The sequence below is a fragment of the Streptomyces sp. NPDC101776 genome (assembly GCF_044766845.1).
Taxonomy (GTDB): Bacteria; Actinomycetota; Actinomycetes; order Streptomycetales; family Streptomycetaceae; genus Streptomyces.
Genome location: NZ_JBIWMV010000014.1, coordinates 20,051 through 38,492, shown reverse-complemented (window position 1 = coordinate 38,492; position 18,442 = coordinate 20,051). Strand labels below are relative to the sequence as shown.

The window sequence follows — 18,442 nt, the reverse complement described above, 5'->3', positions numbered from 1 at the left end:
GGACCTCGGCGCCTGGGGGGACAGACACCGAAGTCCGGTTCGGGAGAGTCCCGGCGCCGGGGGGGGATTGCGTCGGGACTTGGCTCAGGGGGGCCTGGAGGCAGCGGCCGTGACCCCCAACTCCTGGGCCCTGGAGTCTTGTTCCCAGAGCTCCGCAGGTTGAAGCGGCGTTCCACGGCCATGTTTGCGCGGTCTCCCGCCACCGGGCGCACGCGGACCAGCGCGCACTGCATTCGTGCACGCCCCCGCGACTGCCGGGCCGGGGGCCGGAGGCTCACGCCCCCGGCACCATCACCCCGCACTCACGACCGCTCGCCGCCTACGCCGCCGCGTCGAACCCGGTCTGGCTCGCCAGCTTCTTCAGCTCCAGCAGGGCGTGCTTCTCGATCTGACGGATGCGCTCGCGCGTCAGGCCGTGCTCCTTGCCGACCTCGGTGAGCGTGCGCTCCCGGCCGTCCTCCATGCCGTACCGCATCTTGATGATGGAGGCCGTACGCTGGTCGAGGCGGCCGATCAGGTCGTCCAGTTCCTCGCTGCGCAGCAGGGTCATGACGGACTGCTCGGGCGAGACCGCGGAGGTGTCCTCCAGGAGGTCACCGAACTGCGTGTCGCCGTCGTCGTCCACCGACATGTTCAGCGAGACCGGGTCGCGCGCCCAGTCCAGGACGTTCGTCACGCGCTCCGGGGTCGACTCCAGCTCGGCGGCGATCTCGGCGTGCTCGGGCTCCCGCCCGTTCTTCCGGTTGAACTCGCGCTGCACGCGCCGGATCCGGCCCAGCTCCTCCACCAGGTGGACGGGGAGCCGGATGGTCCGGGACTGGTCGGCGATGGAGCGGGTGATGGCCTGGCGGATCCACCAGGTCGCGTACGTCGAGAACTTGAAGCCCTTGCGGTAGTCGAACTTCTCGACCGCGCGCACCAGGCCCGCGTTCCCCTCCTGGATCAGGTCGAGCAGGGGCAGGCCGCTACGGGGGTAGCGACGGGCCACGGCCACGACCAGCCGGAGGTTCGACCGGATGAAGACGTCCTTGGCCCGCTCGCTCTCGGCGACCAGGGCTTCGAGCTCCTCGCGGGAGGCGTCCGCCTGGGACCGCTCCTCGCCGTCGAGGACCTGGCGCGCGAACACGCCCGCTTCGATGGTCTGTGAAAGCTCGACTTCCTTGGCGGCGTCGAGCAGCGGTGTGCGCGCGATTTCGTCGAGGTACATGCCGACCAGGTCGCGGTCGGCGATCTCGCCGCCATGGGCGCGAACACTGCGCGCCACGCCGGAGGTCTCGCCGGAGGCGGACTTACGACGGGCTACGGCACGGGTTGCCATGCGTGCTCCCTTGCGAATGGGGGTCCCCCCAGGCCCTTTGGCGCTGGGGGAGGGTCAGCAGGTGTTCGTCAGGTGTTCCTGTGATGCCTCGGCACTCTTCTCGGGTGCCCTGCATCTGATGGAAACAACGACTGGAATCCGGACAGAATTCCCAACCCGTTCCCCTATTTTTCTGATCTTGCAGTACCCTGTCCGGCCACAAGGAGGTAACGATGCTGTCGGAACGTACAGAGGTGCAGGTCAGGCCGGGAGTCGACAGTGACCTCGACGCCCTCACCGACCTCTACAACCACTACGTACGCGAGACGCCGATCACTTTCGACACCGTCGCCTTCACACCGGAGGAGCGCCGCCCTTGGCTGCTCTCCCACCCTGAAGACGGGCCATACCGCCTGAAGGTTGCCGTCGACGGGACCTTCCAAGGAAACTCACAGCGAATCCTCGGGTACGCCACATCCAGCCCTTACCGGACGAAGCCCGCCTACTCGACCTCGGTCGAGCTCACGGTCTACCTCGCCCCGGACGCCGCCGGCCGCGGCATCGGAACGCTGCTCTACGAAGCCCTGTTGGCGGACCTGGCGACCGAGGACGTCCACCGGGCGTACGCGGGCATCGCACAGCCCAACGAAGCGTCCACGCGGCTGCATGAACGCTTCGGGTTCCGGTACATCGGCACCCACCGGGAGGTGGGCCGCAAGTTCGGCCGCTACTGGGATGTCGCCTGGTACGAGAAGGAGTTGTAGGTCCCACAGGTCCTACGGCATCAGCCGAACTGCACCGACCGCTTCGCCATCCCCATCCAGAAGCCGTCGATCACGGACGGGTTCAAGGCCTCCGGGGCGTCCAGCTCGCCGCTCGCCTCCGCCGCGCCCATGGTGACGAACAGCGGGGCGAAGTGCTCGGTGCGCGGATGGGCGTAGCGCCCGGCCGGTGCCTTGTGCAGGAAGTCCAGCAGGCCGTCCCAGTCGCGGGCCTCCAGCGCGCGCCTGCCCCAGTCGTCGAACTCGGAGGACCAGGTGGGCACTCCCCCGCCGGTGTGGCGCAGCGCGGCGAGGTTGTGGGTGAAGAAGCCGGAGCCGACGATCAGGACGCCCTCGTCGCGCAGCGGCGCGAGTTTGCGGCCGATGTCCATCAGCTTCGCCGGGTCGAGGGTCGGCATCGACACCTGGAGGACCGGGATGTCGGCGGCCGGGAACATCTCGACGAGCGGGACGTACGCCCCGTGGTCGAGGCCGCGGTCCGGGACGTCCTGTACGGGGATGCCCGGGGCACGCAGCAACTTCCTTACGGACGCGGCGAGTTCGGGGGCACCCGGGGCGTCGTAGCGGACCTGGTAGTAGTGCTCGGGGAAGCCCCAGAAGTCGTAGACCAGGGGGACCGGGTCGGTGGCGCCGAGGGCGAGGGGGGCCTCCTCCCAGTGGGCGGAGACCATGAGGATCGCCTTGGGGCGAGGGAGGCCGGCGGACCAGGCGGCGAGTTCGCCGGGCCAGACCGGGTCGTCCGCGAGGGGCGGCGCGCCGTGGCTGAGGTACAGGGCGGGCATGCGCTCCGGTGCGGCGGTGGACATGTCGGTCACTCCCCATGCTTGAACTCTCAAATTCCCTGTACCGAAGCTTACGCCTCGTTTGTTTAACTTTCAAGGAGAGCTCTCGTACAGTGGAGTGCATGAACACGGCACCCACTTCCGCAGAACCCCGCTGGCTCACCGCCGAGGAGCAGCAGGTCTGGCGCTTCTACATGCACGCCAGCACCCTCCTGGAGGACCATCTGGACCGCCAGCTCCAGCGGGACGCGGGCATGCCGCACATCTACTACGGCCTGCTCGTCCAGCTCGCCGAGACGCCGGGCCGCCGGCTGCGGATGACCGAGCTGGCCATGAACGCGAAGATCACCCGCTCCCGGCTCTCGCACGCGATCGCGCGGCTGGAGAAGAACGGGTGGGTGCGCCGCGAGGACTGCCCCTCCGACAAGCGCGGCCAGTTCGCGGTGCTGACCGACGAGGGCCACGGCGTGCTCAGCCGTACCGCGCCGGGCCATGTGACCGCCGTACGGCAGGCGTTGTTCGAGCGGCTGAGCCCGGAACAGCAGAAGTCCCTCGGCGAGATCATGGAGATCGTCGCCGAGGGACTTCAGCCGAACGAAGCGGGCGCGGATCTGCCCTGGCTCCGCTGAGCCGCTCAACTCAGCTTGAAGCCAGGGCAGTTCCTGGGAGTCGTACGTACGGGGCGTCCCCTTCCCCGTACGTACGGATGGTGCGAAGGGGGTACGACCGGGTCGGGCGTCGTCAGTGGGCGACGACCGGGATCTTGAACTCGTCCTCGACGCCGTCACCGGAGGCGACCGGGTCCGAGCTCTGCTTGCCGGCGTTGACGAGGACCGAGACGATGACCGCGGCCGTCACCAGCATGCCGACGGCGAACCAGATGGCGTTGGTGTAGCCGTGCACCTGACCCTGTAGCGCGACGAGCTGCTGCTGGGTCTTGGAGGTACCCGCGCCGGCGATGTGGTCCTTGATGTACGCGGTCGTCGCGGAGGCGGCGATCGTGTTCAGCAGGGCCGTACCGATGGCGCCGCCCACCTGCTGCGAGGTGTTGACCATCGCGGAGGCGACACCCGCGTCCCGGGGCTCGACGCCCAGGGTGGCCAGGGACATGGCCGGCATGAACGCCGTACCCATGCCGAGGCCGAGCAGCAGCATCGCGGGCAGGATGATCGAGGCGTACGACGAGCCGATCTCCAGCTGCGTCATGAAGAGCATGCCGACCGCGGCGACCAGGAAGCCGGGGCCCATGAGCAGGCGGGCCGGCAGGCGGGTCATCAGGCGGGTGCCGATCTGGGTCGAGCCGACCATCATGCCGACGATCATCGGCATGAAGGCGAAGCCGGTCTTGATCGGCGAGAAGCCCTTGACGACCTGGAGGTAGTAGGTGAGGAAGAGGAACGTGCCGAACATCGCGATGATGGCGATGCCGAGCGAGAGGTAGATACCGCCGCGGTTGCGGTCGGTGACCACGCGCAGCGGCAGCAGCGGGGCCTTGACCTTCGCCTCGACGACCACGAACGAGATCAGCAGAACAGCGGACGCGATGAACAGCGCGACGGTCGAGGAGTCGCCCCAGCCGTTGGACTCGGCGCGGGTGAAACCGTAGACGAGCGAGACCAGGCCGAGGGTGGAGAGCAGGACACCCGGGATGTCGAGCGGGTTGCGGTTGCGGCCGCCCTCCGGCTCGCGGATGACGAAGTACGCGCCGAGCGCGGCGACGATCGCGAACGGGATGTTCACGAAGAACGTCCAGCGCCAGTCGAGGTACTCGGTCAGCACACCGCCGAGGATGAAGCCGACGGCGCCGCCGCCACCGGCGATCGCGCCGTAGATACCGAACGCCTTGGCGCGTTCCTTGGCGTCCGTGAACATCACGGCGAGCAGGGAGAGCGCGGCGGGCGCGAGCAGTGCGCCGAAGGCGCCCTGGAGGGCACGGGCGCCGAACATCATGGCGCCGGTGGTGGCCACACCGCCGAGGGCGGACGCGGCGGCGAAGCCGGTCAGACCGACGACGAAGGCGCGCTTGCGGCCCCACAGGTCGGCTATGCGACCGCCGAAGAGCAGCAGACCACCGAAGGCGAGGGCATAGGCCGTGACGACCCACTGCCGGTTGCCGTCGGAGATGCCCAGGTCGGTCTGGGCGGACGGGAGGGCGATGTTCACGATGGTCGCGTCAAGCACGACCATCAGCTGGGCGAGCGCGATGAACGCGAGCGCCTTCCAGCGGTTGGAATGGGCTTCGTGCTCGGCCTCGGAGGCCTTGTCGAGAGCGCCGGGGGCGCTTCGAGCTGTTTCAGACATGGCGGTACCCACTTCGGGACTTCGTGACGGAAAAATACGGAAGAAGGACGTGGAAAACGTTGGAAGGACGTGGTCGGGGACGGCTCGTCTACGTCGACGAGAGCCGGAAGCCTGTTGTTGAGACTGGCGTGACGCTCTGAACTGATCGGTCAGGGCTGCCGGAGATCCTCCATCGTCGCGGCCGTACCGGGCAGGACCGAGCGGGCCGGAGCCCGCAGTCCGTCCAGGAACAGCTGCAGGTGTCGGTGTACGAAGCGGTCGGCGCTGAGGCAACCGGTGCCGGCCGGGGGCCGGCTGAGCTGGGCCACGGCGACCATCACGTCACCGACACCCACGTCGGACCGGAGCTGCCCGGTCTCCCTGGCCCGTTCCATGACCTCGCCGATGAGCTCCTCCACCCGCTTGCGGGCGGCTTCCAGATCCGGATGGAAGTGGTCGAACGTGCTGGCCATCATCGGGCACAGCGCGCCGACCCGTTCGTCCGCGGAGTCGTGGACGAAGCGCTCCAGCGCGGCGAAGGCGTCGCCGGTCTCGGCGAGTGCCACCTCCGCGCCCTCCGCGATCCGGTCCATGACCGAGCAGACGACCTCGCGGACGAGGGCGTCGCGGTCCGGGAAGTTGCGGTACAGCGTGGCGTTGCCGACGCCGGCCCGGCGGGCGATCTCGTCGAGCGGCACATCGGGCCCGAACTCGACGAACATCTCGCGGGCGGCGGTGACGATCCGCTCCCGGTTGCGCAAAGCGTCGGCGCGCGGCCGGGTCACCTTTCGCTGTACGGGGGTCGCGGTCGTCACGGCGTACTCCTTGGATTACTCGGGGCGATCCGGGGAGGCAGTCCCCGTTTCGCTCGGACACATGACCAAACGGGGAAACGGTCCCCGGTTATTTCCCACTCAGTGGGACATTTGATGTGACCTGGGTCACATTCCGTTTGGACCCCTCCTCAGCTCCGTCTTCCGGAACCACACGGTCGGTCTCCTCCAGCGCGCGCCCTCGCCCCCCACGACTCAGGGTGATCGAAAGGGTGCAGCCGGAGACCGGCGGCTGCCGTGGCGCGAAGGGTCTCCCTGCATGCAGCCCAGCCGTCGGATACGCCCGCGCCGCGTGGCCGCCCTCGCGTCCGTGACCGTCCTGACCCTCGCGGTCAGCACCTCGGCCGGCACCGGACACCTCACCCCGGGCACCATGACGGCGGCGGGCCCGGTCGCGCTCGCCCGCACCTCCGCACTCGGCCCCTGCATGATCAACGGCCCGCTGGACGTCCAGATGTCCGAGGGCATCCCCACCCCCGGCGGCTACTCCCGCTCCACCGGCACGGTCCACGCCCTGACCCTGATGGTCGACTTCTCCGACGCCCCCGGCCAGGGCAGCGCCATGGACCGCTACCACGAGTTCTTCCCCAAGACCCAGGAGTGGTTCGCCACCAGCTCCTACGGCCGCCTCGACTACCGCCCCGAGACCCCGGTCACCCACTGGCTCCGCATGCCCAAGTCCTTCAGGTCCTACGGCATAGAGCGCGGCGCGCCCTTCGACCCCGGGTACCGGCAGCTCGTCCAGGACATCGTGGCCGCGGCGGACCCGACGGTGGACTTCCGCCGCTACGACCTCCTGAACGTCCTGGTCACCCCGAACGCGGGCCCCTCCGCCCTGGACACGGTCCTGTCGGTGACGTTCGCGGGCAACACGGAGGCCCCGGTGGCCGACGGCGTCCCCGTCTCCAACGCCTCCTTCGTCTACTCCCGCCAGGACGACGGCTCCGGCTCCTACGCGCAGACCGGCTACCGCGTCCTCCCGCACGAGAACGGCCATGTCTTCGGCCTGCCCGACCTCTACACCCAGGAGGGCGGGGGCGCGGTCGGCCACTGGGACATCATGAGCGAGGACTGGGGCGCCAACAACGACCTCCTCGGCTGGCACAAGTGGAAGCTCGGCTGGCTGGACCCGGCCCAGGTGAACTGCGCGATGAGCAGCGGGACTTCGGAGTACACGCTGACCCCGCTGGAGCGGCCGGGCACCGACGGCACCCGACTCGTCTTCGTCCCGCTCTCCCGACGGACGGGCTACGCCCTGGAGCTGCGCACCCCCGAGGGCAACGACGAGGCGGTCTGCCGCCCCGGCGTCCTCATCTACAAGGTGGAGGCGGACGTCGACACGGGGATGGGCCCGGTGAAGGTGTACGACGCCCACCGGGACAGCGGGGGCTGCACCCGAAGCCCCAATGTGCACGCCGAACTGTCGGACGCACCGTTCACGGCGGGCGAGATCTTCCGCGATCCGGGGCGGGGCGTCCGGGTGGCGGTCGTGGGGGCGGACACGGCGGGGAACTATCGGGTGACGGTGACGCGGACGCGGTAGCGGTGGAGCGACTCGGGGGCGGTCACGGGTGGCACGGTCGCGGTCGCCCGGCCCGGGTGGTGGAGCACGGCACTGTGGAGCAGAGCTCTGTGGAGCACGGCTCTCCTAAAGCCGGTGTCGCGGGTTCGGCGGCACCCGACTGGCCCGACAGGAGCGGGCTCCCGGTAGCGCCGTCGGCGATGACCGCACCGGCCGCGGGCTTACCGTAGGGCTGCCCGAGATCGTCGTACCGGAGAATCGATGCCCGCCGAGCCCACGCTGGACGACCGTGCCGCCGCCGTGCCCGCCGAGGCGGTCGCGCCGTTGATCCGCGGGGTCGCGGTGGTGCGCCAACTGACCGATGCGGGCGGTGTGTTGAGCCTCAGCGGACTGGAACGGGCCACCGGGCTCGCCCGTTCCACGGTCGACCGGATCACCGGGACGCTCGCGCGCATGGGCTACGTCCGTCTCGACGGCCGGGACGCGGTTCTCACGCCTCGGATCATGGAACTGGGCAACGCCTATCTGGCCGCCCTGCGCCTGCCCTCCGTCCTGGACGCCCGCGCGGACGCCCTCGCCGACGAGTTGGACGAGTCGGTGTCCTTGGCGGTCCCCGACCGGGACGGCATCCGCTTCATCCACCAGGCGACCCGCCGCCGCGCGATGTCCCTCAGCTTCCGCATCGGCGACCTGCTGCCGGCCGAACGCACCGCGCCGGGCCCGCTGTTCGCGACGGAGTGGACGGAGCCGGACTGGGCGCGCTGGCGGGAGCGGCGGACGGCGGACCCGGAGGACCGGGAGTTCCCGGCCGTACCCCCGCGGTCCTCGTCCTCCCCGGGCCCCGACTTCGAACGGGCGGCCGCGCGGGCACGCCAGGACGGCTGGGCGCTGGACGACCAGTTGATCGAACCGGGGCTGGTGGCGGTGTCCGTGCCCGTGCGGGACCCGCGTACCGGCACGATCGCGTGCGTGGCGAGCGTCGTGAGCCACACGAGCCGGCACACGGCGGCGGAGCTGCGCAGCACGCTGCTGCCGCGGCTGCGGGCGGCCGTCGGGGCGATGGAGGACGATCTGCGCGCGCTGCCCCGGACCGAGTCCGCCGCCGCCCCGTCCGGGCTCGCGACCTGGACGGGGGCCTCGAAGCAGGAACTGGGCCGGGAGTTCGTCGAGTCCCTGGCCCGCGGGCTCACGGTCCTCACCGCGTTCGGCGAGGGCCGCGCCGAGCTGACCCTGACGGAGGTCGCCCAGGCGACGGGCCTGCCCCGGGCGACCGCCCGCAGGGCCCTGATCACCTACGAACACCTGGGCCTGGTCGCCCCGTCCGGCGACCGCCGCTTCACCCTGACACCCCGGGTCCTGTCCCTCGGCTTCCCGCCCCTCTCCCGTACGACCCTCGCCGACCTGGCGCTCCCCCACCTCACCGCCCTCACCGCCCGCATCCACGAGTCGGCGTCCCTGGCGATCCTCGTGGGCGACGACATCCAGTACACGGCGAGGGTCGCGACGAGCCGGGTGATGAGCGTGAACATCGCGGTCGGCACGCGTTTCCCGGCGTACGCGACGGCACTGGGCCGCGTGCTGCTGGCCGACGCCGACCCGGCCCGGCTCCGGCAGGCACTCGGCGGCCTGCGCCCCCTGACCCCGCGCACCCTGACGGACCCGGCGGCACTGACGGCGGCCCTGGAAACGGTCCGCGCGCAGGGCTACGCCCTGGTGGACGAGGAACTCGAAGCAGGCCTCCGCTCGATCGCGGTACCGGTCCACGACCGCACGGGCCGGGTCGTCGCCGCGCTGAACACGGCGACCCATGTGGCCCGCCGGTCGGTCGAGGAGTACGTCCGGGACATCCTCCCGGAACTGAGCACGACGGCGAGCGCGATCGAGGGGGATGTGCGGGTGGCGGGGCGCTTCACAGGTCTGCCGACGTCCTGACCCTCCACACCCACGGAACCGAACGGCACCCTGTCCTGGGCCGCCTTGCGGGGTGGTTCCCGTCCCGCCTTCGTGGGCCTTGCGGAAAATTGACAAGCCGCAGGCCAGGGTGGCCCTCTCGCAGAGTCGGTCGGGAACGCGGCTCCTTGATTCCGGGAACGCGTCCGGCGTCGGTGCGGGTCAGCATGGTCGCAGCGCGCCGCTGAGAGACGTCGCGGTTCTCGGCCTGGTGTGCCCAGGCGTCGGGGGCTCGGGCAGAGCCGCCAACGGGCTGACACACCCGAGCCACACCCGGCACCCTGGGCCTGCCGGTCCTACGAGGGACCGGGACCAACCCCGCCAACCACGTAAGGAGAACACCTCGCAGTCATCGGGCCCGTGGCTTCATCAAACTGATTCCCTGTCAATGATTGCCTCATACATCGAAGCCTCAATTTCTCGAACCTGACGCACCCGACCGTTGAGCTCTTCCTGAGTTTCGGCAGTCAGGAGGACCACTCCTGCGGCAGTGATCGCATCCTTCGTTATCATTTGGCGGTCACCCGGCGCATACTGATAACTGATGTGCATCACGCCGCCGACGCTGAGGAATTTGGAGAGATCGGCTTCTCGAACTCGCCCCTCCGTCTTGGCAATCAGGTACACGTAGGCAGCCCGCTGGGACCGCGGGACAGGCGGCAGGAGTTCCCGAGCTTGAGTGAACGCGACGGGGTTCAGTGAAGCCTGTACCAGCCACCTGACCTGCGAGTGCCCCAGGCAGCTCTCGACAACATACGGATCGGCACCACCCGCGATACGCGCTCCGACCTCGATCAATACGGGCCCCCTGTCCGTAAGCATCACCTCGGCATGGAAAGGACCGTTCACAAGCCCGAGTGCGCGGCATGCGTCACCGACGTACTCGACTATCTCCGTAAAGCCCGGATCTTCTTCACAGAAGAGGTACTGCGTGTCGTAGACATGAAATCCGTGGTTGTCGACCTTGTCGGATTGCCATGCATCCGTGAAGGAGTAACGCCCTTGGCAGGCCATGCCGTTGATCACATACTCGACACCGACCAGAAACTCCTGGCATACCGCCGCATCGTTCCGGTTCCCGAACAGGTCGGTACTCCCGATGATTACATCGAGGGCTTTATGGGCTTCAGCCTGCGAGTGACACACAAACACGGATTCTGTCGCCGCACTGAGCAGCGGCTTGACCACAACGGGATATGCCTCATGTGAGGTCAGCCAGGCATCAAGTTCCTCCGCATCGGTGACGCGAGCCTGCTTGATGCTCGCCACGCCCGCCTGTCGGAGCTGGTCCTGCATGTCGAACTTGTCGCGCCGCGCCATGGACAGTTCCGCGTGATTGCGAAATGGCAGGTCCAAGCTGTCTGCCAGTTGATCGGCAAGGAGTACTCCACCCTCACTCCCCGCCAGCACAATCCGCGTGGACGCCGCACGCAGAGTCTCGACCAATGCGCTGACGTCGCCATCGTTGACCAGGTGAATGTCGGCGCGGGCCGCCGCCACTTCGTTGTCACGAGAAAAGGGACCAACCGATCCAGACTGAACGTGAACGACTGGATATCCAAGAGCTTGGAAGGCCGGGATCAGGTATCGGCCGCCCGAGTAGGCGTCCACAATTACTACGTGTTCTTTTTGGGTCAGTGTCGGCATGGTGACTCTTTCGTTCGGAGCGTTGGATGTGCAGATGGAGCGGGAACGGGACAGGACGTGCTACTCGGGGCGCGCGATGCGGTACCGGGTCATCAGCAGGGCGGCGAGAGTGCCGTCCCGCAGCAGCTTGGGCAGTTCAGCCAGGGGCACCACGGCACGAGGTTCGAGGGACGGCACGAGGAAGATCACAGCAGCGAGTATCAGGACGCCGATCCCGGCGATCGCCCAGAACGCGATACGCCAGTTGGACCGACCGATGAAGGTGCCGAACGGCACGCCGAGGACGGATGCGATGGAGATACCGCTGAAGACGACCTGGTTGAAGTGCCGCACGGCACACCTCGGTGAGCGAGCGCGGGAATCCGGTACTCGGGTGTGCCGGCGGAGTGATCCTGCAAGGGCATGGCCGCGGCGGCCATGCCGCCGCGGCCGATCGTCTCCGTGATCGGACTCCCGCCGCCGGCGTACGCCGGGTCGTCGGTCGTCCGGCCGTCACAGAATCGGCCCCGCAGGGTGGCCTCCGGCGCCAGAGGAGCCGTGAACCGGCACCGCCCGAGCCCGAGGACCCGTAGCCCGAACCGCTTGCCGTCGAGGTGTGTCACGGTGACAGGCGGGCCGCCGACGACACCGGAAGCATCATCGGCAGCGGCCTTCGCGGCCGCCCCGGCACGGGTGGCCCGGAGACAAGAATCGTCCGCGCGGCAAATCGGGCCACCGCCTGTGCGTCGGCGACGTCGCACACCGCACGGGCGGTGTCGGCAGTGCCGGTGCGGCCGGTCAACGCACGACTTCTTCCGGCGCCTCGACAGGCACGGTATGGATCGTGATGGACCAGGTCGCCCCGAGCACGGCGGCGTCGATGTCGTCGTCGAGCGGAGCGTCCACAACGACGGAGACCGACCGGCCTCTGGAGTCGGACTGGTCACCCAGCACGTCGCCGTGGTGCCGACTCACCAGGACCGCGTGCCCCCGTGCCGGTGCCTCCTTCGGGATCGGCAGCAGGTCCGGCCACTGGCCCCGCTCACTGACCCAGTGCACGGGTACGCCGTCCGCGGTCACGTCCGCGAGGAGGCCCCGGGGGTGGTCGAGATAGGCCTGCCGGGCCCGACGCCGCGGTGACGCGATGACCGGTTCGATACCGAGCACGAGGTCCAGCAGGGCCGCATCAAGATCCATACCAGTGGCCAGCCGCCACAGGCGCGTGATGGCGTCACCAGGCGGCCGGGCAGCGGCCTCCATCAGGACGACCCGGTCATCGGTGGTCAGCCGGAACTCGGCGTGGCTCATGCCGGTGCCGAACCGGACAGACCGCAGGAACTCCGCGTTGGCCCCGAGCAGCAGCCGCTCCTGGTCCGGGGTGAGATGGGGCGCGGGCGAGGTGTGGCCGGTCTCGGTGAAGAACGAGGTGTCGGATTCGTTGGTGTCCTTCGCCGTGATGCCCGCCCACAGCACACTGCCGTCACGTACCAGTGTCTCGACGGAGAACTCACGGCCTTCGATCCGCTCCTCGAGCAACAGCAGCTCGTCCGCACCGTAGTCGGGCAGGAGCGGGCGGATGCCGGCCGGCCCCATGACCGCTCGGACACCCGAACTCGACATCCGCGAGGCCGGTTTGAGTACGGCGGGGAACACCTCCCAGCCATCCGCGGCAGTACTGCGCGTCGTATCCAGCAGGGTCCATCGCGGGGCCAGGGCGGGCGCTGCCAGACGCTGGAGCACCTTGTTGCGGCAGACCTGCGCCGCATGCGTCCCGGGACCGGGCAGGCCGAGGGTCTGGGCAAGAGCCCCGGCGGCTTCCACGAACACCTCACCGACGTTCAGCACCGCACGCACCGCGTGTTCGCGCAGCCATGGCGTGACCGCGCGCAGCACCGTCTCGAGCGATGTGTCCGTGACGTGGCGAAGGCCCTCGTCCGGGATGCGGGAGAGCGGGTGTGCCGGGTCACTGCGGTGCCGGGCTAGTTCCTCGGCGGGTGTCTCGGGCCCGAACACGAACAGCGGTGTCACGCCGCGCTGTTCGGCCAGGTCCAGAAGACGTAGATGCTTGGCCAGTACGACCAGGTCGGTGATGACGACAACGGCTGTCATGGCTTCCCTCAGTCGGGTGCGGGACGCGAGCGCGTCGCGTCCCGCACGGTGGTGGATCAGGCGGAGAGGCGTTCGGCGGACAGGGTCAGCTCGCGGACCTGGCTGCCCTCACGGGTGCGCAGGACGACCCGGGGGTCCGGCCCGTCAGGAAACACCTGGATGGTGCGCTCCTCGCTCCAGCCGGCGAAGCGGTATTCGTGTTCACCGATGTGCACCAGCGCGAAGACCCGGTCACCCGGCAGGCGCAGGACCATGTGCTCGCCGTCCTCTGCAAGGGTCGCCGTCTCCTGGGGCAGGTCGGCCGAGAGTGCGGTGTCGTCCTCCCACAGGTGGAACGTGGCAGGCAGGGAGAAGCGGGTGGTTCCGAGCCGTCGGCGTTCTTCGACGGTCTGCGGCCACTCCTGACGGTTGAAGAGGATCTCGCCGTCGCGGAAGTACTCCTGCCAGGCCTCGGGGAAGAGAGCCACCAGTCCCGGGGTGACCAGGACATCGATGACCAGGTGCACCCGGGCGTCGCTCCCGCTGTTCTGTACGCGGTGGGTGCGGCTGAAGTCGCCGAACCAGAATTCGCCCGGCTGCCAACGGTGCTCGACACCGTCGAGGACGAGCACGGCTTCGGGGTTGGTCACGACCGGCACGTGCAGCCGGCCGACACCCCAGCGCGGCCCGTACTTGGGGTCGGTGTGGTCGATTCCGACTGTGTCCGGGCCGAGCGCCATGAACCGGACCGCGTGCAGTGGAGCCGGGATGGACTCCAGGATGTCGCGGACGTACGGGATGCGGTCGAGCCAGACGGTGTCCGCGAAGTCCTGCGGACCGGGACCGCCCGGGTCGGTGCGGTCGCCATCGCCGCCGGGGCTGCGCAGGGCGAGGCAGCGCCAGTCGACGTCGGTCGAGGCGCCGACGCCGTCCTCGGTGTAGACGCGCTGCTGGTCCCAGGTGTGCTCACGCACCGAGGTGAGTTCGCGCAGCAGCCGGTCGGCGTCGAAGGTGCGCTTGAGCCGGGCTGCCTCAGCCGGCATGGGCACGGTGCCCAGAAGTGATGCAGAGGGTGACACGGCGGTTCCTTTGCTCAGTTACGGATTCGGACAGGCAGGTGGTCGGTGGAGGGCCTGGGCGTCAAGCGTGGGCAACGGCGGCCTTCTCGCGGGCCGTGCTGTCCTCTTGCAGTTGGTGCCAGCGCTCAAGCATGTAGAGCGTCCACAGCGCGTAGCTGTGCTCGGGGCGGAAGTCGTGAACCGTGGAGCGCAGGGCATCCGGGTCGAAGTAGCCACGTTCCAGGGCGGCTTCGGATGTCAGCGTGTCGCTGATCGTGGACCGCAGCTCCGTGCCCAGCCAGCTCTCCAGGGGCACGGCCAGTTCCTGCTTGCGGCGGTCCAGGACCTGTCGGGGCAGGTAACGGGCGGCCACCCGCTTGAGCGGGGCCTTCTCCTCGCGGCCGACAAGCTTGCGGTCCGCGGGAATACGGGTCACGAAGTCGATCAGCCGGTGGTCGAGCAGAGGGCTGCGGGGTTCGACGGAGTGCGCCATCGACATCCGGTCGATCTTCACCAACTGGGCGTCGGACAGCCAGAATCCGCTGTCGACCTGCATGGCGCGGTCCAGGTCGGGGACCGAGGGGTCGGTGCGGTCGAAGCGGGCCCGCAGGTAGTTGTGCGGCTGGCGCGGCAGCCGTGCGGCGAAGTCGGCCGCGTACAGTCGACTCTTGAGCGCGTGGGGAACGCCGTCCAGCAGGACGCCCTCGTAGCGATCGGCGAGGCTCCCTCCCGCTGAGAGGTCGCGCAGCCGCTGATACCGGCCGTAGCCGCAGAAGATCTCGTCGGATCCGTCACCGGTCAGCACCACGGTCACGTACTGCCTGGCCAACTTGTACATGCAGGAGGCCGCGATCGCGGAGGGGAAGGCGTACGGCTCCCCCATGTGGCTGAGGATGGTGTCGACGGCCTCCATCGCGTCCTGCGGACCGATCTGGTACGTGTGATGCCAGGTGCCGCAGTGCTCGGCCATGGCGCGGGCGTGCACCGACTCGTCGAAGGCAGCGTGCTCGAACCCGACGGAGAACGTGTGCAGGGGCCCACCGAGCTGCTTGGTGGCCATGGCCACCACGAGGCTGGAGTCGAGCCCGCCGCTGAGCATCGCGCCGAGCGGCACCTCCGACTCCAACCGGTCCTGCACGGCCTGCTGAAGCAGCGCATCGATGCGCTCGTCGATATCGGCCTGCGGCAGGTCGGTGAGCTCGGCGGTGAAGTCGAACTGCCAGTACCTGCGGCGCCGTTCGGGCCGACCCCGTTCCAGGACCAGGGTCGTCGCCGGCTCCAGTTTGCGGACGTCCTGGTAGATCGTGTGCGGTGCGGGGACCACCCGGTAGCCGAGGTACTGGTCCACGGCGAGGGGGTCGATGTCCCGGCCGATGCCGGGGTGCAGCATCAGCGCGGGCAGCTCCGAGGCGAACGCCACCGAATCACCATCGGGCTTCGCGTAGAACAGCGGCTTCTTGCCGACCCGGTCGGTGGCCAGGACGAGCCGGTCGGCACGGGTGTCGTACACGGCGACGGCGAACATGCCGTGCAGCCGCTCGACGAAGTGCTCACCCAGTTCCTGGTAGAGGTGCGGCAGTACCTGCGCGTCGCTGCCGCCGTGGACCGGGCGTCCTCGCGAGGCGAGGAAGGCGCGCAGTTCCTGGTGGTTGTAGATCTCACCGTTGAGGACGCAGACGACCGTGCCGTCGTCGCTGAAGACGGGCTGGGAGCCGTCGTGCAGGCCGATGACCTTCAGCCTGCACATCGCCAGGGAGGCGTCCGATGTGGTGAAGGACCCCGTCTCGTCCGGGCCTCGGTGCGTCATGGCCGCGCAGGCGGCGAGGGCGTACGAGGTGTGGGCAGAAGCATGTCCCAGGGACACTGTTCCAGCTATTCCGCACACCGGTCAGCCCTCCTTCAGGTCGAGGCGTCGCTTGGCCTGGCCCGACCGCAGTCCGTCCGGCGTGACGGCCTGCACACGCACCGGTCCGACCAGTCCGGACGCGATCATCTGCGCGACATCGGGAGCCCGCCGGTCCACGGCCGCGCGGACCGCGGCTACCTGGTCGTCGTCCACCGTTTCGGCGACGACTCTGATGACCAGGCCGTCGTCGTCACCCGCCTCGAACGGGCGGCCGGGGAAGACCTCCGCCATGATCTGCGTCAAGTCGTGGTTGCTGATCCGCTCACCGTGCTTGAAGTCGCCGGCGAGCCGCCCGTCGATGCGTTCGAACGCGAACACCTCGCGGCCCTCGTGATGGATGCGGCGCAGACCGGTGACGGCGTCGCCGGTCACGTAACGCACCGCGGGGAAGTAGTCGCGGGTGAAGGACGTGAGCAGGAGCGCCCCGCTGCCTTCCTGCCGGGACGGGACCAGTTCGTTCTCGGTGTGCCGGCTCAGCTCTTCGGGAGTCAGGACTTCGGGAACGATGTGGTCGTGGAAGTGGTACAGGCCCGTCTCGGCGCACGAATGCCCGATGGCCCCTATCTCGATCGAGCCGAACACGTCCAGGACGTCCTCGGGCCGCAGGCCGAATCGTTTCGCCACGTGGGCACGCCATGCGGGGGGCGCGACATCGCCCACGACCATGATCTTCTGCGGCCGGATGTCCAGAGCGGGCCGGGCTTGGAGGAGCCGGTCGAGGATCATCGGCATGGTGAAGAAGACGTCGGGTCGCCACGCGTTGAGTTTCGCGACGTGCTCTTCCACAGGACGGGTGAAGTCGATGTCGTGAGCCTCGTAACCGAGTTCCACAAAGACACGTCGGGCCGAGGCGGCGGCATGGCCGGTACCGAGGTCCGCGACGGCCACCGCGCCACGCGGTACCACCGCGGTGAACTCCCCGAACAATGCGCGACGTTGGGCGATGTACGCGTCGTCATCGGCGGTCGAGTAGAGGATGCGCTTGCGCTGTCCGCCGGAGGTTCCCGAGGTGTGGTACGCAGAGGCATCCGGCAACTGGGGGTAAGCGGCGGTGTAGTAGTGCGCGCCGAGCAGACCGGTGTCCACGAGAGGAAGATCGGACAGGGCTCCGGAGCCCAGGGCTCCGCGGCGCAGGAGGAGTTCGCGGTACCAGGGGAATCGCTGAGCGTGGCCTGCCGCGAGGGCGGCCAGTTCCGCGCTCTGCGCGGATCGGGAGGCGTTGAGAGCGGCAAGGGAAGTGGTGTTCGGCATGGCGGCCTTTCGTGAGACGGGAAGTAAGCGCGTGCGAGCGTCAGCTCCAGCGCTCCGTCTCGCCGAAGAAGTCCGGCACCGAGACCGCGAGGCCCTTGTCGACGGCCTGCCGGTAGAGGCGCTGTCCGACGGCGAGGTCGAGGACACCGAGGCCGAAGGGCGAGAAGATGCGCGGTCGGTCGGCCGCGGGGGCGACCTCGCCGCGGATCACGTGCGCGAGGGTGCCGTCGATGAAGTCGCGGTGCCCGAGCTGCTGTTCCGCCAGGTGCGGGGAGGTATTGGCCGTCAGACAGTGGTCGACGTCGTCGAGGATGTTCTGCGCACCGGCGATGACGTCCGCGCCGAGGTCTCGCAGCGAGATGTTGAGGACGGTCTGTCCGGCGGCGAAGGCATCGGTCCGGGTCACCCAGGGCTCGGGCGCGGTCGTGGCGAAGACGACGATGTCAGCGTCTGCCGTGGCCTGTTCGAAGGAGTCCGCGCGCTCGGCACCGTATCCGAGTTCACCGATGTGCCGGGTGAGCGCATCCGCGTAGGAAGGGTTCTGGTCGTGCACGACGAAGCGGTTCACGGTCCACGACTGCCCGGCGAAGAATTCGGCGATGTTGCGCGCGATGATCCCCGCGCCCACCAGGCAGATCCGGTCCGCGGTACGGCCACCCGTCAGTTCCTGGGCACCCAGGACGGCAGACGCGGCGGTGCGGGCGGAGCTGATCTGGGACGCCTCCAGGCAGGCGAAGGGGTAGCCCGTCTCGTAGTCGTTGAGCAGCAGTGTGGCCGAGGCGCGTGGAATGTTGCGCTCGATATTGCGCGGGTAACTGGCGATCCACTTGATCCCTGAGACGCCGTAGTCGCCGCCGAGATGGGCGGGCAACGCGATGATGCGGGCGTCCGGCTTCTCCGGGAAGCGCAGGAAGTAGCTGTTCGGGTTGACCGAATCGCCGTCACCGTGGGTGAGGTAGGCGGAGCGGACCGTCTCGACGATGTCGGGACGCGAGGCGTCGATGAGGGTGCGCAGGGCGGCGCCGCCCACGACATGGAAGTCGAACATGCAGAGGTTTCCCTTGTCT

At 68.9% G+C, this 18,442-nt stretch carries 15 protein-coding genes; 4 read left to right on the top strand and 11 right to left on the bottom strand.

The window, feature by feature from the left end; all coding sequences use genetic code 11:
- Positions 1–319 precede the first annotated feature (319 nt).
- Positions 320–1,318, bottom strand: a complete 999-nt coding sequence (locus ACIRRY_RS33785; protein WP_403980327.1) for an RNA polymerase sigma factor RpoD/SigA — start codon at positions 1,316–1,318, stop codon at positions 320–322.
- Positions 1,319–1,530: 212 nt separating this feature from the next.
- On the opposite strand from ACIRRY_RS33785, the gene ACIRRY_RS33780 reads away from it, so the two are divergent.
- Positions 1,531–2,061 carry a GNAT family N-acetyltransferase gene (locus ACIRRY_RS33780; RefSeq protein ID WP_403980324.1) on the top strand — a complete coding sequence of 177 codons (531 nt, stop codon included), beginning with the start codon at positions 1,531–1,533 and terminating at the stop codon, positions 2,059–2,061.
- 20 nt (positions 2,062–2,081) lie between these two features.
- Here the strand turns inward: ACIRRY_RS33780 and ACIRRY_RS33775 are convergent, their stop codons facing one another.
- Positions 2,082–2,885: a dioxygenase gene (locus tag ACIRRY_RS33775; protein ID WP_403980321.1), complete on the bottom strand. Its 804-nt coding sequence runs from the start codon at positions 2,883–2,885 to the stop codon at positions 2,082–2,084.
- Positions 2,886–2,983: 98 nt separating this feature from the next.
- Here ACIRRY_RS33775 and ACIRRY_RS33770 point away from each other — a divergent pair, with 98 nt between their 5' ends.
- Positions 2,984–3,490 (top strand): MarR family winged helix-turn-helix transcriptional regulator, encoded by a 507-nt coding sequence (locus tag ACIRRY_RS33770; RefSeq protein ID WP_403980319.1) that lies wholly within the window; start codon positions 2,984–2,986, stop codon positions 3,488–3,490.
- Between the two features lie 112 nt (positions 3,491–3,602).
- On the opposite strand, the gene ACIRRY_RS33765 is transcribed toward ACIRRY_RS33770, so the two are convergent.
- Both ACIRRY_RS33765 and ACIRRY_RS33760 read right to left on the bottom strand, forming a co-directional pair.
- Complete coding sequence (locus tag ACIRRY_RS33765; protein WP_403980317.1) at positions 3,603–5,162, bottom strand: MFS transporter; 1,560 nt, start codon at positions 5,160–5,162, stop codon at positions 3,603–3,605.
- Positions 5,163–5,311: 149 nt separating this feature from the next.
- Positions 5,312–5,956 (bottom strand): TetR/AcrR family transcriptional regulator, encoded by a 645-nt coding sequence (locus ACIRRY_RS33760; protein ID WP_403980315.1) that lies wholly within the window; start codon positions 5,954–5,956, stop codon positions 5,312–5,314.
- 277 nt (positions 5,957–6,233) lie between these two features.
- Between ACIRRY_RS33760 and ACIRRY_RS33755 the strand changes: the two genes are divergently transcribed.
- Together ACIRRY_RS33755 and ACIRRY_RS33750 are read left to right on the top strand one after the other, a co-directional pair.
- Positions 6,234–7,517: a M6 family metalloprotease domain-containing protein gene (locus tag ACIRRY_RS33755; RefSeq protein WP_403980312.1), complete on the top strand. Its 1,284-nt coding sequence runs from the start codon at positions 6,234–6,236 to the stop codon at positions 7,515–7,517.
- 240 nt (positions 7,518–7,757) lie between these two features.
- Positions 7,758–9,428, top strand: coding sequence for an IclR family transcriptional regulator C-terminal domain-containing protein (locus tag ACIRRY_RS33750; protein ID WP_403980310.1), 1,671 nt, complete (start codon positions 7,758–7,760; stop codon positions 9,426–9,428).
- 387 nt (positions 9,429–9,815) lie between these two features.
- Here ACIRRY_RS33750 and ACIRRY_RS33745 read toward each other — a convergent pair whose 3' ends face one another.
- The 7 genes from ACIRRY_RS33745 to sbnB all read right to left on the bottom strand — a co-directional run bounded on the left by ACIRRY_RS33745 (position 9,816) and on the right by sbnB (position 18,423).
- Positions 9,816–11,093, bottom strand: coding sequence for an ATP-grasp domain-containing protein (locus ACIRRY_RS33745; protein WP_403980308.1), 1,278 nt, complete (start codon positions 11,091–11,093; stop codon positions 9,816–9,818).
- Positions 11,094–11,153: 60 nt separating this feature from the next.
- Positions 11,154–11,426 carry a hypothetical protein gene (locus ACIRRY_RS33740; protein ID WP_403980306.1) on the bottom strand — a complete coding sequence of 91 codons (273 nt, stop codon included), beginning with the start codon at positions 11,424–11,426 and terminating at the stop codon, positions 11,154–11,156.
- Positions 11,427–11,870: 444 nt separating this feature from the next.
- A complete protein-coding gene (locus ACIRRY_RS33735) occupies positions 11,871–13,181 on the bottom strand; it encodes an acetyl-CoA carboxylase biotin carboxylase subunit family protein (protein ID WP_403980304.1) in 1,311 nt (436 codons plus the stop codon).
- A 56-nt stretch (positions 13,182–13,237) separates the two neighbouring features.
- Positions 13,238–14,203, bottom strand: coding sequence for an aspartyl/asparaginyl beta-hydroxylase domain-containing protein (locus ACIRRY_RS33730; protein WP_403980301.1), 966 nt, complete (start codon positions 14,201–14,203; stop codon positions 13,238–13,240).
- A 97-nt stretch (positions 14,204–14,300) separates the two neighbouring features.
- Entirely contained in the window at positions 14,301–16,103 is a 1,803-nt protein-coding gene (gene asnB / locus ACIRRY_RS33725) for an asparagine synthase (glutamine-hydrolyzing) (protein WP_403980299.1), read from the bottom strand.
- Between the two features lie 3 nt (positions 16,104–16,106).
- Complete coding sequence (locus ACIRRY_RS33720) at positions 16,107–17,375, bottom strand: hypothetical protein (RefSeq protein WP_403980297.1); 1,269 nt, start codon at positions 17,373–17,375, stop codon at positions 16,107–16,109.
- 40 nt (positions 17,376–17,415) lie between these two features.
- Positions 17,416–18,423 carry a 2,3-diaminopropionate biosynthesis protein SbnB gene (gene sbnB, locus ACIRRY_RS33715; protein WP_403980295.1) on the bottom strand — a complete coding sequence of 336 codons (1,008 nt, stop codon included), beginning with the start codon at positions 18,421–18,423 and terminating at the stop codon, positions 17,416–17,418.
- Positions 18,424–18,442: the final 19 nt, after the last annotated feature.